Annotated in this window: 26 protein-coding genes; 3 read left to right on the top strand and 23 right to left on the bottom strand. The window is 22.4% G+C overall.

Going from position 1 to position 18,300, the window contains the following annotated elements; genetic code table 4:
• Positions 1–4: 4 nt before the first annotated feature.
• The 17 genes from AACK83_RS08085 to AACK83_RS08165 form a co-directional block, all read right to left on the bottom strand.
• Positions 5–1,702 (bottom strand): hypothetical protein, encoded by a 1,698-nt coding sequence (locus AACK83_RS08085; RefSeq protein WP_338957609.1) that lies wholly within the window; start codon positions 1,700–1,702, stop codon positions 5–7.
• A 3-nt stretch (positions 1,703–1,705) separates the two neighbouring features.
• Complete coding sequence (locus tag AACK83_RS08090) at positions 1,706–3,424, bottom strand: hypothetical protein (protein ID WP_338957611.1); 1,719 nt, start codon at positions 3,422–3,424, stop codon at positions 1,706–1,708.
• Between the two features lie 14 nt (positions 3,425–3,438).
• Positions 3,439–4,623: a hypothetical protein gene (locus AACK83_RS08095; protein WP_338957613.1), complete on the bottom strand. Its 1,185-nt coding sequence runs from the start codon at positions 4,621–4,623 to the stop codon at positions 3,439–3,441.
• Between the two features lie 18 nt (positions 4,624–4,641).
• Entirely contained in the window at positions 4,642–5,016 is a 375-nt protein-coding gene (locus AACK83_RS08100) for a hypothetical protein (RefSeq protein ID WP_338957614.1), read from the bottom strand.
• Between the two features lie 17 nt (positions 5,017–5,033).
• A complete protein-coding gene (locus tag AACK83_RS08105; RefSeq protein ID WP_174480219.1) occupies positions 5,034–5,219 on the bottom strand; it encodes a hypothetical protein in 186 nt (61 codons plus the stop codon).
• Between the two features lies 1 nt (position 5,220).
• Positions 5,221–5,409 (bottom strand): hypothetical protein, encoded by a 189-nt coding sequence (locus tag AACK83_RS08110; protein WP_174481134.1) that lies wholly within the window; start codon positions 5,407–5,409, stop codon positions 5,221–5,223.
• Positions 5,410–5,449: 40 nt separating this feature from the next.
• Positions 5,450–5,608: a hypothetical protein gene (locus AACK83_RS08115; protein ID WP_338957615.1), complete on the bottom strand. Its 159-nt coding sequence runs from the start codon at positions 5,606–5,608 to the stop codon at positions 5,450–5,452.
• Positions 5,609–5,624: 16 nt separating this feature from the next.
• Entirely contained in the window at positions 5,625–6,059 is a 435-nt protein-coding gene (locus AACK83_RS08120) for a hypothetical protein (protein ID WP_338957616.1), read from the bottom strand.
• Between the two features lie 6 nt (positions 6,060–6,065).
• Positions 6,066–6,452, bottom strand: a complete 387-nt coding sequence (locus AACK83_RS08125) for a hypothetical protein (RefSeq protein WP_338957618.1) — start codon at positions 6,450–6,452, stop codon at positions 6,066–6,068.
• 119 nt (positions 6,453–6,571) lie between these two features.
• Positions 6,572–6,700 carry a hypothetical protein gene (locus tag AACK83_RS08130; protein ID WP_338957619.1) on the bottom strand — a complete coding sequence of 43 codons (129 nt, stop codon included), beginning with the start codon at positions 6,698–6,700 and terminating at the stop codon, positions 6,572–6,574.
• Positions 6,700–6,954 carry a hypothetical protein gene (locus AACK83_RS08135; RefSeq protein WP_338957620.1) on the bottom strand — a complete coding sequence of 85 codons (255 nt, stop codon included), beginning with the start codon at positions 6,952–6,954 and terminating at the stop codon, positions 6,700–6,702. Before AACK83_RS08135 ends, AACK83_RS08130 begins: the two co-directional genes overlap by 1 nt.
• Positions 6,955–7,057: 103 nt before the next feature.
• A complete protein-coding gene (locus AACK83_RS08140) occupies positions 7,058–7,183 on the bottom strand; it encodes a hypothetical protein (protein ID WP_338956665.1) in 126 nt (41 codons plus the stop codon).
• A gap of 2 nt (positions 7,184–7,185) precedes the next feature.
• Positions 7,186–7,479, bottom strand: a complete 294-nt coding sequence (locus AACK83_RS08145; RefSeq protein WP_338957621.1) for a hypothetical protein — start codon at positions 7,477–7,479, stop codon at positions 7,186–7,188.
• Positions 7,469–7,906 carry a hypothetical protein gene (locus tag AACK83_RS08150; RefSeq protein ID WP_338957622.1) on the bottom strand — a complete coding sequence of 146 codons (438 nt, stop codon included), beginning with the start codon at positions 7,904–7,906 and terminating at the stop codon, positions 7,469–7,471. The genes AACK83_RS08145 and AACK83_RS08150 overlap by 11 nt, the downstream gene beginning before the upstream one ends.
• 3 nt (positions 7,907–7,909) lie before the next feature.
• Positions 7,910–8,119: a hypothetical protein gene (locus AACK83_RS08155; RefSeq protein WP_338957623.1), complete on the bottom strand. Its 210-nt coding sequence runs from the start codon at positions 8,117–8,119 to the stop codon at positions 7,910–7,912.
• 15 nt (positions 8,120–8,134) lie between these two features.
• The gene (locus tag AACK83_RS08160) at positions 8,135–8,317 is read right to left on the bottom strand and encodes a hypothetical protein (protein WP_338957624.1); all 183 of its coding nucleotides are present in this window, start codon (positions 8,315–8,317) and stop codon (positions 8,135–8,137) included.
• 163 nt (positions 8,318–8,480) lie between these two features.
• Positions 8,481–8,633: a hypothetical protein gene (locus AACK83_RS08165; protein ID WP_338957626.1), complete on the bottom strand. Its 153-nt coding sequence runs from the start codon at positions 8,631–8,633 to the stop codon at positions 8,481–8,483.
• A 1,124-nt stretch (positions 8,634–9,757) separates the two neighbouring features.
• Between AACK83_RS08165 and AACK83_RS08170 the strand changes: the two genes are divergently transcribed.
• From AACK83_RS08170 to AACK83_RS08180, 3 genes are all read left to right on the top strand, one after another.
• The gene (locus tag AACK83_RS08170; protein WP_338957627.1) at positions 9,758–10,318 is read left to right on the top strand and encodes a hypothetical protein; all 561 of its coding nucleotides are present in this window, start codon (positions 9,758–9,760) and stop codon (positions 10,316–10,318) included.
• A 117-nt stretch (positions 10,319–10,435) separates the two neighbouring features.
• The gene (locus AACK83_RS08175; protein ID WP_338957628.1) at positions 10,436–11,065 is read left to right on the top strand and encodes a hypothetical protein; all 630 of its coding nucleotides are present in this window, start codon (positions 10,436–10,438) and stop codon (positions 11,063–11,065) included.
• A 620-nt stretch (positions 11,066–11,685) separates the two neighbouring features.
• Positions 11,686–12,426: an SDR family oxidoreductase gene (locus AACK83_RS08180; RefSeq protein ID WP_338957629.1), complete on the top strand. Its 741-nt coding sequence runs from the start codon at positions 11,686–11,688 to the stop codon at positions 12,424–12,426.
• 179 nt (positions 12,427–12,605) lie between these two features.
• Here AACK83_RS08180 and AACK83_RS08185 read toward each other — a convergent pair whose 3' ends face one another.
• The 6 genes from AACK83_RS08185 to AACK83_RS08210 all read right to left on the bottom strand — a co-directional run bounded on the left by AACK83_RS08185 (position 12,606) and on the right by AACK83_RS08210 (position 18,258).
• Complete coding sequence (locus tag AACK83_RS08185) at positions 12,606–13,136, bottom strand: hypothetical protein (RefSeq protein ID WP_338957630.1); 531 nt, start codon at positions 13,134–13,136, stop codon at positions 12,606–12,608.
• Between the two features lie 613 nt (positions 13,137–13,749).
• A complete protein-coding gene (locus tag AACK83_RS08190; RefSeq protein ID WP_338957632.1) occupies positions 13,750–14,010 on the bottom strand; it encodes a hypothetical protein in 261 nt (86 codons plus the stop codon).
• Between the two features lie 15 nt (positions 14,011–14,025).
• Positions 14,026–14,295, bottom strand: a complete 270-nt coding sequence (locus AACK83_RS08195; RefSeq protein WP_338957634.1) for a hypothetical protein — start codon at positions 14,293–14,295, stop codon at positions 14,026–14,028.
• 14 nt (positions 14,296–14,309) lie between these two features.
• Positions 14,310–14,549 carry a hypothetical protein gene (locus AACK83_RS08200; RefSeq protein WP_338957635.1) on the bottom strand — a complete coding sequence of 80 codons (240 nt, stop codon included), beginning with the start codon at positions 14,547–14,549 and terminating at the stop codon, positions 14,310–14,312.
• 170 nt (positions 14,550–14,719) lie between these two features.
• Entirely contained in the window at positions 14,720–16,405 is a 1,686-nt protein-coding gene (locus AACK83_RS08205) for an FtsX-like permease family protein (RefSeq protein ID WP_338957637.1), read from the bottom strand.
• Between the two features lie 119 nt (positions 16,406–16,524).
• Complete coding sequence (locus AACK83_RS08210; RefSeq protein WP_338957639.1) at positions 16,525–18,258, bottom strand: ABC transporter permease; 1,734 nt, start codon at positions 18,256–18,258, stop codon at positions 16,525–16,527.
• Positions 18,259–18,300 lie beyond the last annotated feature (42 nt).

Raw genomic sequence — 18,300 nt, forward strand, 5'->3', positions numbered from 1 at the left:
AATATTATTCCTGTAATTCTTCTAATTTTCATACATTACCTTTTAAATTACCTTTTCCAGTATAAATAGTAATCCATTTTGCATGTTGAACTGATAAAATTACTATATTAGTACTATCATTAAAGGTTTGTATTTGTACACCAGCAATTTTTTTATCAGTTATAATAAATTCTTGAATAGTATAAACTGGATTATATATACTTCAAGAATAATAAACTCTATAATGTTTATTTTCTTGAAAATCATAAGTAATTTGTCAATTATCTCATTTATTTTTCTCTCTTGTTCTTACATCTTTTCAATTTGAACTACTTGGACTTGGTGTTGGAGGAATATCTTTTAATTCAATATCTCAATTATTTTCTTCTATTTCATTAGTTTCTAAACTTTTTGAATTAATTTTTATAGGTTTATTTATATTAATTACACTTGGTGAAGTAATATCTAATGTATTACTTTTAATTCTATAAATTTTATTATTTGTCTTAGGCTTATATATTTTAGTTCCTAGTTTATTTCCATCTAGATTAGTTACTATTCAAGAATTACCATCAAAATATGATAGTATTAATTCATCATTTTCGGGTTGGACACTTAAATGAGCTTTAATTTCATTAGTAGAATTTGAATAATAACCTGCTGAATCAATAGCTACATTATGGGCTGTTGGTACTGCACCATAAAAGAAAAATACTCCTTTATGTCCTTGACTGTTTGACATATTAGGTGACCAAAAAATTTGATAATATGTATTTCTTGTTAAAATCATTGATTTTTGTTCTTCTCATTGTGGATTATTTAAAAAATCTTGTGGTGTTACTAAATAAGAACTTACAGATATTACATTATCTTCTGTAATATTAATGCCATGACCAGTACTTAATTTATTTTGTTTAGTATTAGTTAAAGCTGTAATATTTTTTTGTTGTTTAGCAGAAAAATCACAAGTTGGAGCATGTGTATAATCACCAATTTGTGGATTATTTTGTAATGCTTCTGGTGGTAATGTTCCAATTTCATCAGGTCAATCTAAAATCATTGTTTCAGTTTCTTTATCGTAATCTGTTGCAACATAACCTTTATTAATAAATTTACTAACAGAACCTCTATATATTTCATTTTCATTATCATCAACTAAATCATCATATAATTTAATTTGTTTTAATAATGTAAATTCTTTTTGTTGTTCAATTAATTCATCAACTTGATTTCTAGTATAAAATGCTTTTAAGTCAATTTTTTCAACATCTATTTCATCATCATTATAACTTGAAAATATTTGTTTTAATTCAGTTAATCTTGCTCATATTTTCATTCTACTAGGTGCTAAATCTCAAACATTAATCGTAGGAGTACTATTTGCACTAAATTGACTACCATTATTAAATTGAATAGTAGCATCAACATTAAATTCAATTGGTGTACGATTAAATACTCAATGTTCAACCATAACATAAACCATATCTCTTAATGTTTCTTTAATTAATTCATCTTTAAAACTATCAAAGGGAAATTTAGATAAAATAAAATCAAGATAAGCATTAATATCATTTTGAGCACGAATAGCAAAAGTTTTAAATCAATCATTAACATTAGGTCATGTTTGTATGTATTGCTGTGGAGTTTCTGTAATTTTTCCAGTTAATGGATATCAGTTATTATAATTTTCAAGACTGACACCAGTTCAAAGTTTATTAATCATAATTTATCATTCCTTAAAAAATGCTTGTTTATAATGATGAGTATGTTTTTTTGTTTTTCTATGTGTTATATGTTCAATTTCTTTTTGTATTTTATTTTTGTTTTTTCTTAATTTTTTCTTACTTTTTGCTATAACTTGACTATATGCAAATTTTTCTAAATGATGTAATAATCCTGTACCAAATAAAATATTAACTGAAAATTTTAAACCAACACTTTTAAATGATTTATTTACATTTTCAATAGGATTATTAATAACATTTACTACTTTATGATAAGTTCTTACTATTCTAAATATTTCTCTATATACTTTAAAACTATCTCTAATTACTTGTTGAACCACTGGTGGAGCAAATGCTATTGCTTTTAATCATTTATTATGATTAACACCATAACCAATGTATCAACCACTATATCAACGATATCAATGGAATGGATGTATTTGAGTAACAAAAGTTTCTGCTTTAAGAATACTATCAACAACTGTAATTGGTTTATATTTAGTATTGCGATGATAAATAGTAATTGCACATTTATCTAATGATAAAGGTTGAATTTTACAACCCATAAATACTGGTGAATTTAATGGAATTAATTGTGCATGTTTAATTGCTCTTTTTTCTGCACTAGTAAATAAATCAGTTGTTTTTTCTTTTAATTTATTAATTTTTTCAAATGCTTGTTTTTCCAACTTTTCAAATTTTTCTTGTAATTTATATATACTTTCTCGTAATTTTTCAAAATATGGTGTATTTTTTCAAAATTTATTTAAACCTTTTTTTAAATAAAATCTAATATCCAAATATTTAAACAATTTATTTGCATTTAAAACAATCTTATGAATTGAACTTTTTTTAAAATCAAATTTAATAGCATTAGCACGAATTTTTTGTAAATCCAAAATTAAAGTTTTTCCATATCTATTTTCTGTGTGTATTGTATGAACTAAATTTAATCAATCATGTTGGTTCATAGATAATACTTTTTTTAAATCAGTATTATATTTTTTTAAAAAATTATTTGCTTTTTCAATATCTTTGATTTTAAATTTAGGAGTTAATTGTGGACTTAATTTTATTAATGTATTTTGTAATAATAAGTAATCTTTTAACTCCTGTGCTTCTAATTTTTGAAAATTATTTTTATATTGTCTTTCAGCAACATAACCTAAATCTCGTAATACTGTTTCACGATTAGGAGTAAAACTATAATTCATTAAATAACGTTTATTACCAATAATTTTATCTGTTAAAATTTCTTTTCCACCTACTTGACTAATAATTTCTTGTAAGTTTTTTACTTCTTTAATACCAACTTGTTCTAATGTTTTAGTTTCTTGTGCTAATTTAATAAATTTAGTTGTACGATAACCACGACTAATTTTATTCAGTCCAGCAAATGCAGGTAGTATATTAAAGAAAGTATTTAATTTTGTTACATTTCCTTTCAAATAATCATAAACTTGATTAATAGTAAAATCAGTTAAAAATTCTACACCAACAGCACTAATACTAGCAACTAAATCACTTGCACCTAATCCAAGTGTAAAACTTTCACTTAATCCACCAGTAAAAGGAGCAAGTGCTACTGCTATAACTTGTACACCAATCATTTCTAAAATTTCTCATCAAAAACTTTTATTTTCTTGTTGGTTACTTGTTCTAGTATGTTTTGGTTTATTTATGTTTAAAAGTATTGCTGTACTAGTTGTACCAATTGGCATGATATTAATTTCCTTTATTTAAGAGTTATTTTAATTGGATTTGTTGTTCCTTTATAATTTAAGTCATTAACATTTGCAGTAATAGTTATATATAAGTCACCTGCTTTTTGTTTTTGATTACTTACATTAGTTTTTCCTTGTGCATCACTAAAATATTTAATAGTTGGATTTGTTAAATTTGGATTTAATGATTTAAGTTCATTAGTACTTTTTATTTGTGTGTTTAATTCATTATTATTGTTATTAACATTTGCAGTAATATCGGTTGTTAAACTTGTGATTTTAGTTTTTAAATCAGGTTTTTCTGTTTTAATAACTCCACATAACATTAAACGTGATGTTGTTTCATTATTAGAAATATATGGGATTGCTTCTCCAACAACTTCACCAGCAACTTTATATGCTCTTCCTGCTTTATCATCTTTAATAAAATCTACATAAATAACTGTATTTTCTATCATGTATCTTTTCATTGCTCTTGGTGTTGCTAAAATAAAGGTCATTAATTGTTGTTCATTTTTATCATTAGTAAAAATCATATAGTCATCAAGAACGATTTCACATAATACGCCTTTTACATATAAATTATTTCCATTTAAACGTAATTGTTGTGCCAACTGATTATCGGTAATTAAACCTTTATTATCTGCTAAATAAACTAAACTATCATAAAGACCATTAGTAATAAAAAATTTACTATTTGCAATGTTTCTAAATTGAAACAAAGTATTTCAAGCAGATAACATTGATTTTAAATAGCCTACTGGTGTTGTATCTTCAATATCGATTTTAGTAGCAAATTTTGCAATTGCTTGTGTATCATCAATTGCCAATTTATCTGCTAAATCATTTGCAACTTCATATTGCATACTATCTAATAAATTTTGTCCATTATTTGCTTTTAAATCTACATCTGCAATAATTTCTCCTGCAAGATATTTTTTAGTTATTTTTTTACTAATTTTATCTGTATCAACATATGGTAATTCATATCTTTTACTTTTATCATCCCAAGCAATAATTTTTACTTCCGGTTTTTTTGGTTTTTTAACAATAAACTCAATATTTACTGAGTCAACAATTTCAGTAGGGAAAAAGTTTGCCCATGGACTATTTGAAATTTTAAAAAACTCTATAAATTCTGGTGCTTCTACTAATCTCTCTGTATTGTCTAAATTTTGATTAAATGGTACTGACATTTTATTTCTTCCTTTCGTTTATAAATAATTTTTCTTTTTATAATTAATTAAAAAATTTTCTTTGTCATTTGTTTTATTATTAATAATTATTTGTTTATTGCCACCTGTATTAATTGTTTGTTTAAATACCGGTTGTTCTTTAATCATTTTTTTAATAGTTTCTTCAATTTTTGAATTTTCTATATTACTTGTTTTAAATTTTAAATAATCATAAAATTCAGTTTTAACTTGATATTTTTTAAATATATTAATCATTTCTTTTTCTTTAATTTCTTGATTAAGTTTATTTAACTTATTTTCTGCTTCATTAACTTTATTTTCTATTTCTTGTTGAGCATTATTTTCAGTTAAAGGTTCAATTGTTTGTTGAACATTATTTTCATTTTCTAACATTTAACATTCTCCTAATCTTATCCCAATAATCAATCTTTAACTAATTGTGGCATTTCACTTATTAGTTTTTTATAATCATTAACAGCATTTTCTAATGTATTGATATCAGAAAATTTAAAACAATTATCAATATGTAAATCAAAATCTCTATCAATACTGATATCTTGTTTTCTATATTTTTCATTAAATTCAATTTTTGTCATATTATTTTTCTCCTTTATTAATTTTTTCGTTTAATTTTGCTAATTTTTTTTGATGTTTTATAATTTTGTTATTTGCTCTAACATGTTTTGGAGTTGTGATAAATCTTTTTAATAAAACAATAATTTCTCTGCAAATTAATGTTCCAACACTTGTTCCAATAATTATTAATTCATGTAAAAATTCTTTCATTTGAATATTTTCCTTTCAACTATTTATTTTTAATTTTTAATTATTCATCAAATTGACCACCATTAATTCTTTCAATCATTGATTGTGAATTACTTATAATTTCTACTAATACAGATATTTCTTTATTGAATTCTTCTATTCTTTCTTTATATGTTTTTATTTGATGATTATAATATTCAATTAATTTTTCTTTATTCATAAATTATTCACCTCCTTTATAAATTCATGTGATTATAATCTCAATTTAATGAAGCATTATCGTGATTTAATGGTACTTCGCTCATATTATCACTACCATAATATTGACTTGCAGTTTCACTATTAATAGTAAATCTATTGTCATTAATTAATCTTATAGTTTCATAATTAAATGATGTTTCTTGCATTTCTTGAATATGATTTGTAGTTTCCATAGGTAGTAAATTATGGATTATTTCACTTGCACCAGCAATAATAGTAGGTACTGCATAAGCATTATTAAAATCATTATTAATTCCCATTGCTACACCACTTGATATTAAACATCCACCAGTTGCCATATTACAAATCTTTCTTATTGTTTCAAATTTATTAGGTATTAACTCAGTTAATCCACTAATAAGATTTGAAATACCATAAGCATTTAATGAAATATAAGTATCTCAATCCATTAATGACTAATGTTCTTGTTTATTTAATAATAATCATGGAGGACCCTCAGTTGTAGTTGTAGTAGTTATTGGACTTGGTGATGTTGGAATAATAGGATTAATATTATTTTCTATTCATTTACTATAATTTGCTAAACCAATTGTTCCTAAACCTAATAATATTTTTTTAGAACTATTAATTAATTTACTTTTAGTATTTGGTCTTTGATTTAAATTTCATATATCTAAACCTAATTTTTTACCAAATAATAAACTATTAATTGAACCTAATACTGGATTTGCAATTACTTGACCATAATAAGCACTTGTACCAATCATTGCACAAATTGGACTTATTCCAGTTCTAATTAATTTAGTTAAAGTATAATTTGATTGATTTTCTATACTTGGCATTTTATTCTCCTTTAATTTTCTAATTTTTTAACTGTTACTTTAATTCAACCTTGATAAACATCATTATCACCAACTATTAATGCAACATTACTTTCTGGGTCAGAAACAATTATGTGTTTTTATTTAACATTTGGGTATTGTCTTAAAATAATTGCTCTAATATCATTACTTGTATGAATTGCTTTGGGAAATGGTGATAATATTTCAATTTCATCTTTATTTTCAAACAAAGTAGGCAATATTATCATTAATGAAATTCTCCATTTTCTATAAACTCAATTACTTTATAATAAGCAGTAAGTTTACCTGCTTCTTTTAATGAATCACATAAACAAATACTAATTTGTTTATTTAATCAGATAATTAATTTTTCATTATATTTATTAATTACTTTTTGTTTAAATTCTTCTCTTAATTTTTCTATATTATATAAATGTTCTTCTGTTATTTCTTTATTACGTTTTTTATTATATTCATTAATAATTTCTTGGTCTTTATTCACTATCTATTTCTCCTTATTTTTAGTTAAATTATTAACTATTATTTCTAAACATTTCATACATCAATTTTTACTTAATCAGATTCTTTTATTACATTTTTTACATTTATTCATTATTAAATTCACCATTAATTATTTTTTGTAATAAAATATCAAGTATTAAATCTATTTCTGTACCATTATAGAATTTTTGTTGTTTTTTAATATAATTAATTAATTTTTCTTTATTCATTTTTATTCCTTTCATTTTTTAAATCATTTAACATTAATTGAACAAAATGCACGATTTTTAGGAATGTTTAAAGTATTAAAAATTTGACCAGTTACTATAATTTCATCGTTTTTGTTTAATAAAATACATCGTTTATAAAATTTTGGGTTATTAAAAATTAAAGTAACATAGTTTAATCCATTTCATTGACCACGAACACTATAATATAATTGTTTATTACCTTTTTCATGATATTTTGCTTCAATAGTGTTACTAAGTTTTACTGTTAATTTAACGTAATTTTCTTTATTCTTCATTTTTATAATTCCTTAAATAATATTGAATATGTTTATAAGCGTCTTGTTCATGTTTTGTAAATTTTATATTTCCTTTATAATTTTCTATTTTATTTTTGTTTTTTGGTTCACTTTCTAAATAATCTCAATTCATAACATCTTGTATCAATACCATTAAAGCACCAATAATTTTGGGAGTTGCTAATGGATTAGTTAATAACTGTTTTGAACTTAAAAAAAAATTTTCTACAATAACTAATATTTTTTTATTTTTAAATTGTTTTTTAATTAATTCAAAATATTCTTTATATATATTTTTACTTTCTAAAACTGTTTTTGCTTTAAATGTTTCATTAAAAATAATATTATTAGTCTCATTTGAATATATAACAATTCCACTTGTACCAATACCAGCGGGGTCAATACCAATAATTAAGTCATATTGCATTTATTAATCATCCATACATCAATCACAAACATATCCATATGGTTTTGTATAATCTAAATGTTCTTCAATATCATAATCATCTTCAAATTTTCTAATATCATGTTGTTCTGCTTCTTCTTCTGTTTTAAACTGATAAAGCATAGTAATTTTTTCTTCTTTATATAATTCATTACATTCAACACATCTTTTTCTTCTATTGTTAGTTTTATTCATAATCAAAATATCCTTTTAAATTATTTTTGCTGTTTGTTTAAGATATTTAGGTAATTTATCATAACAACTATCACATATTAAATAAGGTATAGACCAATTTTTATATTTAATAGTTTTAGTAGAATTATTAATACAATCTCATCAAATTTTATTTATACAAACTCTTAATTCACATTTTTTATTTTCATTAATATTCATTTTTATATTATTCATAATTTATTTATATTTTTTTCTGCTTATTAATATTCAAAAACATTTATTACAAGTTTTATTTGCAAATGATGAATTTTTATAACATATATCACAAGAACTAATTTTTCTATAATTTCTACTATATTTCATAAGCATTTTATTCCTTTCTTTAATTTTTACTTACAGTAATTAATAAAATTATTAATCCAATTAAAGTTGAAATTAAAGTAATAATTATTTTTATTTTCAAGAACTTTTTTTGATGTTCTTTTGCTATTTTTATTTTTTGTTCTATTAATTCTTTTTTGTCTTTTTCTTCCATTTTTACTTTCTTTTCTAATATATTCTATTGCTTTTAGCAGCATAAAGAATATATATTTTTATTTTTAGATTATTAATACTATTAATTATATTTTTTAAGAAAAATGGGCTCAAAAATAAATTATGAAATTTTAAAAAACATTAAGGCATTCGATTCAATATTTATTTAATTTGTGTTTAACAAATTAATATTTTAATTGAACCGGCACCGCTTAATTTTTTTTACAAGTTTGAAATTTATTTTCTCGCCCAAAAATTTTTCAAAAAAAAATAAAAAATAAAACCAACACTTGCTCACTGGGGAGTGGCAAGGTTGGTTAAATAAAGAATAGAATTAATACAATAGGTCCCTACAACAGGTCTATATATACTAGTTTCCAATTCGCTCCCACCCCAAGAATTACCATTTAATGGTTAGTATAATTTATTAGGTATCACTCCACTTTTTATTTATCCATGCAAGTCCACATGTTCTAGCTACTATTTTTAACAACTGTGTTGTAGTTCACTTTTTTAGTTCCCTAACACGTGTTGATAATAGTGTTAAAGAAGATTATTAATTATTAACTTTCTCCTACTTGGTCACTGCGTGTAGTAGATATTTAAAGGGTGCTAATAATAAAAAATTTTAAAATTTTACAATTACAAAAAAAGACAAGATTATTTCTTGTCTTTTTCCTTGTTGATAATTTTAATTTAACTTATAAAATGTATATTTTATTTTTTTTAAATACGTCGAATATAAAATATAAATTTAATGTTTTAAGAAAAGAGAGTAATTTTGTCTAATTTTAATGATTTTTAAAATAATTCATCTGGAAATAAGTTAATTATGTAGTAATTTAATTTCCTACTTTTTTGGGAACCTACCAAAATAAAATATTAGAAAAATTTATATTTTTATGCAGGTATTATTTTTTTATTGTATATTCTTTTTTTCAATTATAGACTTAAATTAAGATTTACAAAAAATATTTTTATCTAATATCACTTTCACATTATTATAAATATCTTGCTATTATCGATATTAAAAATAAAAATATATTACATTAGGTAAATCTTAATTCTAAAAATAAACTAAAACTAAAAATCAAAATTTATTTTAGTAACAAAGGAGAATAAAATATGCAAAAAACTACATTTACTTTAGGACATTTAAAAATTGAACATACAACTACTACTGGAAATACTGATAGTAATAATATTAATGTACTAGATAACGTTGATCCTATTAGTGTGCAAGCTAACTTAAACAGTATGGTTCCATATATTAATCAAATATTAGAAGCTTTACCAGCTACAGAAAAAGTTGCGTTTTTAAAAGATGAACAATATCCAGATGGAACATTCGTATTAGTAACAAGTGCTGGTATAACACCAATTGTACCACAATATTTACTTACTAGACTTCAAGAAACAGCTCCAAAAGCATATATATTAGCACAAGGTCAACAATGAGGATGATCAATTGCTAATAAAACAGATGTTTCTATTAACGATTTAGAAAATCAATTTGAAAAACATACAAAAGAATGTTTAAATGCATATATAGCTTCAGGAGATGCACTAGACTATAAAATGGATTTTATTTACAAAGTTGTAGCAACCGTACCTAATGCACCACAAGTAACTGCTAATTCATCAGTTAAATTCCACTTTACTGTTAAAGCAGTTAAAAAAGCGTAATTAAATAATTTTAGTAATTCATAAAATATAATATTTTTTATATTTTCTTAGTACCTAGGTCAATTTAGTATTACTAAATGACCTAGGTTATATTATTAAATAAAAGGAGAAACACTAATGAACAATAAAAATATCAATGAAAAAATCAAAATTATAATGAAAACAAAAATAACCAATAACGAAGAAAAAAAAGAAAATCAAAATAACACTAATAATAACCATAAAGCCGTAAGATATAAAATACCTGTTTTTGGTTTTAATGATGTTAATCAAATTAAAGAAAACTTAAATAGTATGACTATTTATATTACTCAACTTTTAGACTTATCACCACTCACTAGAATTTTCTTATTAAAAAATAATGACTATCCAAGTGGAATGTTTGCAGTAAGGGATAGAAAAACAACAATAGAACAAAAATATAACATTATCGCTGAACAAGTAGCATTAGATTATATGCGTAATTTGTTTCAAGCAGCTTATAATCAAGCTAGTATTAATAAAACCTGAGAATGATTCATTAATGATTTAAACAATGTTACTATTCCAAATTTAACAAATTCATTTAAAGAACATTTAGAAAAATGCAGAATAAACGCAATTGAAGTAGGTGATCAATTTTTAAACTACAAAATGAATTATCCAATAACAATAAAGGTAATGATTGAAGGCAAAATTGTTGATGTAACTTCAAGTGAAACTTTTGAATATACTGTCAAAATTGCTGATTTTAATAATAATGATTAGATTCATTAGCTAACTAAATAAAAATACATAAATTCTAATAAATATTTATCAAAAATAATGTTACTCTTATTTTATTTTTTAGAAAATTTAAAAATATAATAATTATATAAAAAACAAATTATGCTTATAGATAAAAATATGGGAGTTAAAAATATTGTAAAAACAACACCACATCTTACATTTGAAATGTTAAATCAATCATTTAAATTATTATTAAATATATCTAAAATTCCATTTATATGAGAAATACTCTTTATATTTTCCCGCGATTAATCCAAAACCATTAGTGACTAATTCTGTATGACTTCCTATTAACACTTTGCTAGTAAGTAAACTTAATCCAATTATCATAAATAAAAACCCAAGAATAATAATTGCTAAAATAAATCAATTAATTTTTTTATAATTTACCATTTTTTACCCCTGTTTCTTTTTTATTTTCTTAAGCAGAGAATTTACAATTACTTAATTTTGTAAATCATTATTTTTTATTTAATTTAATATTCATTAATTATACATACATTTATTAAACATTTCTGTTAAAAGCAATTTTAATTGCATTAATTATTAAAAATAAAAAAATTGATCATTGTTGATCAATAGTTTAGAGGTGAATACACATGAAATCAAAAGTTATTGTAATCACAGGTGCTTCTAGTGGTATTGGTATGGAAACAGCTAAGTTATTAGCAAGCGCCGGTCATAAATTAATTTTAGCTGCAAGAAGAGAAGAAAAACTTAAAGCATTAGTTACTAGTATTAAAAATAAAAATGGTGAAGCAAATTATTTAGTAACTGATGTCACCAAACATCATGAAGTAGAAAAACTAGCACAATTTGCAATTAAAACATTTAATAAAATTGATGTTTGAATTAATAACGCAGGAATTATGATACTAACATCTTTAAAACAAAAAAACATTAAAGACTGAGATGAAACAATTGATGTCAATATTAAAGGAACACTTTATGGTATAGCTGCATCATTACCATTAATGTATCAACAAAATTCAGGTCATATCATTAATATTTCATCAATTGCTGGTCATTTTGCTCATGCTGGTGAAGCAGTTTACTCAGCAACAAAATGAGCAGTTAGAGCGATTAGTGAATCATTAAGAGAAGAAGTAGCAAAGGATAAAACTAATATTAGAATTACAGTAATTTCACCTGGAGCAATCAATACTGAATTATTGAATAGAGTAACTGATAAAGAATTTAGTTCTGAATTTAAAGAATATTATAAAACTTATAGCATATCTGCCGAACGAATAGCACTAACAATAAAACAAGCAATTGAATTACCCGCTGATGCTACTTGAAATGAAATTATTATTAGACCAACCAATGAAATAATGTAAAAATAAAAAAATAAAGAATATTTATCTAATTTTTGAATTTTAAAATACTTTAGACAATTCTTTATTATTTTAGGATAGTAACACGTTAATGTTACTACCCTAAATTTATTATTTTTTAATTTTAAAAGAGAGAGAAATTTAATATTAAGAATTTTTATATTTTTAATTGTTTTAAGAAATTATTCTTTCAAAGTATTGTCACTATAACTTACAATTTTATTATTTAAATTTAAATTTTTATTAATACCAATATTGGCAATTGTATTAAGACTTGATATTGGTAATGTTTTTACTCTAAAAGATAAATCATAAATTTCAGTTTCATTTAAGACACGAAGTTCTCCGTTGATTAAGTATTCATCACCAATTCTAAAGTTTTTAATTCAAGTTGCACGATTAAGATCAGCATAACTAATATCTTCCTCGCGAAAACTTAAAATAGAATTATTATTAGATTTTTTCAATTTAATAATAGATAAGTTATCACCTAATAAGCCTAGGCTTTGCTCATGTTGTTCAATTGAATTTCTAATAATAGGAATTATTAAACATTTTTGATCAGGAGTTTGTGTTCAAATGATAACTGTTTCAAGTTTGCAACCATTACAATATTGATAATTACAATTTATATTTTCACATCTAGTTTCGTTAGTTGTTTTTGTTAATGGCACATTGGCAAAATAAATGCCACAATTTATAATATTCTGCATTTAATAAACCTCATTTTCTAAAGTTTTAATAATACTTTTACTATAAACAAACTTAATTACCATAAAAGAGTAAATTTGACCTTAAACTTAATACTTTTAAATTATAATGATATAAATTTTAAAATGTTTTTAATTATTAGTCTGTATAAATTTTGGTTTAAGGGTAAGTGGGAATATTAATTTATGAAATTGGAATAGATATTAAATTGAGTTTTTAAACTAAATTAAAGACTCATATCAATAAATTAAAATACAAAACCCTTACATGAAAATTACTCATATAAGGGCATAAAGCCAAATTTACAATTTTAAATTAATTAAACTGATGTTTTGTCCTAAAACTTTAGGACTAAAACTTTAGGACAAATATAATAATAACAAATTTAAACCAAATTACAATAGAATCTCATACTGTATATAATATATTTTGATTAATCATTATTATAAATTATTATTAATGCTTTAATTAATTTTATAATATAAATATTATTTATTTTATTATAATTATTTTATTTTAAAAAACAAAAAAAATAAATAAAAGCAGTACTTAAGTACTACTTTTATAATATAATTTCTCTAATTAAGTTAAAAAAATAATATTTTAAACTATAAATTAAAATTCATGCAAATTTAACTTTAAACTAGTAGTAATGTTCTTTATACTATTTTTTTTATCATTAATATTTTTTCATAATTCAGTTAATTTAATTAAATTATTTAACTCATCATTTATTTTTTTTCTTTCTAAACTAATATTTTCAAATATTATTTTTAAATCTGTTCGTTCATTAGTTTTTTCTTGTATTTCCTTTTTATTTTTATTTAGTTTTTTTTCTATTCTTTTATTTTTATTAATACAACCAAAACTAAACATTGTAATAATAAAATTTTAAAAATTGCCGATTTTTTGCTTTTCCAAAAAAACATTTTCTTCTAATAAACTAGTTATTTTAGAAGTAGCATCAGTAATTACATCAATATAATCTGATAATATTATGGTTCTTTTTTCAACTTCTTTATCTAATACTTCAATTTTTTCATTAAATACTTGAATTTGTTCAATTGATAATGATTTAATATCATCTTCGGTAAGTAATTGAATTTGCTCATCTGTAAATATTTTAATTTGTAAATCTTGTTTATCCTTATCTAATGGCATATTTTACTCCTTATTTAATAAGCATTTTTGTTAAGTTGTTTTTTAACTTCATTAATCATTTTTTCTAATTGATTAATTGCTTCTATTTGTTCTGCAATTCCTTTTTTAGTTTCCTTAGAAACAGAAACTGTTTCTGATTCATTTTGTAATTTTATTAATTTATCTTTTTCTTTTTGTAATTTTTCTTGTCCAATTTCTATTTTTGATTTTAACTCATTGCTAGATGTTTGTGTTTTACTTTCTTGCTGTTCCATAAGTTCATCTCCTTTTTAACATAAAAACCCATTTGCTTTAAAATTAAAACAATGGGTTTAAAAACATTATAAATTCATTATATGCCTTTCTGAGTGAAAATCAATTAAAAACATAATAAACTTCCTTTTTTAAATTTTTACTGGAATAAAATTTTTATTAACTAATATCTTTACTCCATAAATGCTCATAACTTATATTTTCTAAAATTTAATAATCAAGTAATAATATAAGCACTAATATAAACAATAATATTAATAGCAAAAGCTAATAAAAAATATCATCAACGAAAAATAATTGGATAAATAACATGACTAAAAGTAATTAACTGTTGTGCTAATATATTAATTAATATTGGACTAATAAAAACACTAAAAACTGAAAAAATTAAAATTAAAGGGACAATAATTATAATAAAATTGTACGATACTTCCATAGTATTATATCCCAATACTTTTAAAATATTAATCAATATTCAATTATCACGAACTAAAATATTAGTAACCAAAGTCATAATCATAAATGATAATATAATACTACAAATTGCAAAAAAACCAATAAGTAATTGAATACTTATTTCATTATTTTCCAATGCTGCTTTTTCATTACCAATTGGAACAATACCACTCAAAGAACTAATAAAACCACTAGAACTAATGTAGTCAGTATTCAAAATTTTAGTTAAATCAAGATTATAATTATTTTCAGTATTAATAAAAGTTAAGTAATGTCGTAACTCATTATCATTAAATTTACTCATTTTGGCATTATTAATTAATAATCCTGTATTTTCATTAATAGCACTATTTAAAAGTGATTGTGATACTAATAATGTTGACATTCCTAAATTCCTAAAGCCATCATAAATAATACCAATTAAATATTTTTTATTACCATTAAAATCAAAATATGGATATAAAATTGCTTTACCAATATTGTTACCATTACCAGTACTAGTATTGGATGCTGGGGCATTAGATGCTGCAATTGGTAAAAAGGTAACATTTGGAGCATTAGTACTAGTAATATGTAATTGTTTTTTTACATTGTTAACATTTTTAGTAAATTCTTTATCTAATCAAAAATCAGAAGTGTTCATTGTATCACTGTTCATATTAATAAATTTTTTAAATTTACTATTAATTAAATTAGGTTTAATAAAATTATTACTATTTGCATTAATACCATAGATAGTTTGTCTTATTGTAACTTCATTACTAAAGCATGAATCATTAAAAGTTTGAGTTACACTATCATAAGTATTACCAATAGCATTGTTATGACTAAAATCCAAATCATAAGAATCTTCAATATTCAATTTAATAAAAGGTAACTCATTTTGTTCTTGATAAGGAATAATACCAAAACTAATTAATAAATCATTATTATTACCACTTTCATTTGTTAAATAATTAATAATATTTATTTGTTTTGCTCACTGTTTTTTAAATGTTTGTGGTAATAAATTTCATGTTGTCGATTTTTCAAAATTTTTACGCATCTTTAATAAATCGCTACCCAAAATATATTTATTACGTAAATCGCGAATAACGGGGGCTGGATTATTAGGATTTATTAAATATGAATCAATAGCATCTTGTAAATCTTGTTTAAGTGATACTCCTGATTCTATTTGTGAAACTGGAGCAATGTTATAAAGCAACTGCTTGTTATTATTAATAAAATTATTTTCAATGTCTTCATAATGATAACTATTTAAATAATTAAAATTAATCCCTTCAAATTGTAATGATAACATATCATTAACTAAACCACTAGCTGCAATTGAAAATAGCATCAATGTGGCAGCAAAAATACTAACTATACTAATGATAACTAATTTACCAAAACTTCGCATGCTAATAGTTATTGCCAATTTATTATGATAACTAATATCGCCAATAACTTTAACACTAATAAAATTAAAAATTTTGCTAATATTTAAATGATGATATTTTTTAAAATTTTTACTACTAATTAAGTCAAGTGGTTTTTTTGTAAAAATAAATAAACTATAAAAAAACTAATAATTACTAATAACAATAAAGGAACAGTTACCACAATAATTGTCATATGCACATTTATATATCATCCATAGTTAATTAGCGCTAAATATAAGTTATGACTATTAATAAGAACATGACTAATAAATACTGATATTAAAACACCAATAATAGCAAAAATAAATAAAGGTCAAATAATAGCTAAAACTAAAGAAATTGTTAATTGTCAATTTTTATAACCCAATGCTTTTAAAATTCCAATTAATTTATGATTATGATGAATCATCTTTCATACTACCATTAAAATAATAACACTAGTAACAGTAAAAATTAATGTTAAAAATATTATACCAACATTTTGTGTTAAATTAATTCGCTCATTTAAGAAAAAAATAGCATTTTCATTATAAGGTCTTCATAAATAATCATCATTTGTTAAAATACTAGCAACATTAGCAAAATTTATACCATTAGTAAGATTTTGATAATGATGACCATATGCTAATTGATTATGTAATATATTATATAATCATGGATTTAAACTACGTTCAGGATAAACGGGATTAAAACTATTTTTTTGTTTATTTTTATCAATAAAACCCTTAAAATCATTATTGATGTTAACCATTGTATTACTATTAACAAAAGCAACGGTTTTATTTTTTGGATCCATCAATCCACTAATATTATTGGCAATAAAAGCACTATTTCGACTAGTAACAAATCCTCTAACAGTAAAAGTACGATTAACAATATTGTACTTATCACCAATTTTTAAATTATTATTATTAGCAAATTGTTCATAAATTAAAATTTCATTATCTTGTAATGGTAACTCTTCCAAACTTTGTTTATAATTACCTACTAAAATTGGTGGATCAATAATATTTTTAGGAACTGTTTGTGTAAAGAGAAAAGATTTACCGGTCATTAATAAATCATTAACTAAAGTATATTGATTTCATTCAATATTTTGAAATAACATGCCATTAATAATTAAAAAATATAGTTGTGATTGCAAAGAAATATCAATTATATTATATTCATGATTAGCGTATGATATTTTATGATAAATTTCATCTTGATAAATTTTTAATGCTTTATCATTTAAAATAAAATAGTTTACTTGATTAATATTTGTCTTTCCATCATAAACATAACTATTAATTAAATTACGCATTGCATTTTTATATTCTTCAGAAGAGTTATAACCTTGATGATAATCATTAGGAACTAATAGTTTAAAATCAACATAATCATGATGATATTTAGTAGATATATTATTTCCAATTTGTAAATAATTATTAGCATGAGAATCACTTAAATCACTACTACCATTAAAAATAAAACGATAAGTATCGGTATTAGCATTAACTAAAGCAATTTGAAAAGTTGCATGATTTAATTTAAAAGTATCAATACTATCATCTTGTTTATAATATGACATATTTTCCAATCATAATCCTAAATGTGTTTTATAATAATTATATTCTTTTTCAAAACTATTTTTTTCAATTGGTAATTCATTTAATTCTTGAAAATTAGTATTTTGACTAATATCATTTAAATATTGATTTTCTACATATTGATCAGAAAATTGAATGCTTAAAAAAGTTATAATCATAATCATAACTAAAAAGCCTAACCCTAAAACTTGAATAATATTTTTTCTTTGTTCACGCAAATAATTAAAAAATATTTTTACCATATTCCACTAACCTCAGTTGATACTTCAAATTAATTTTATCAA

The sequence above is a fragment of the Spiroplasma endosymbiont of Tiphia femorata genome (assembly GCF_964020225.1).
Lineage (GTDB): Bacteria > Bacillota_I > Bacilli_A > Mycoplasmatales > VBWQ01 > Spiroplasma_E.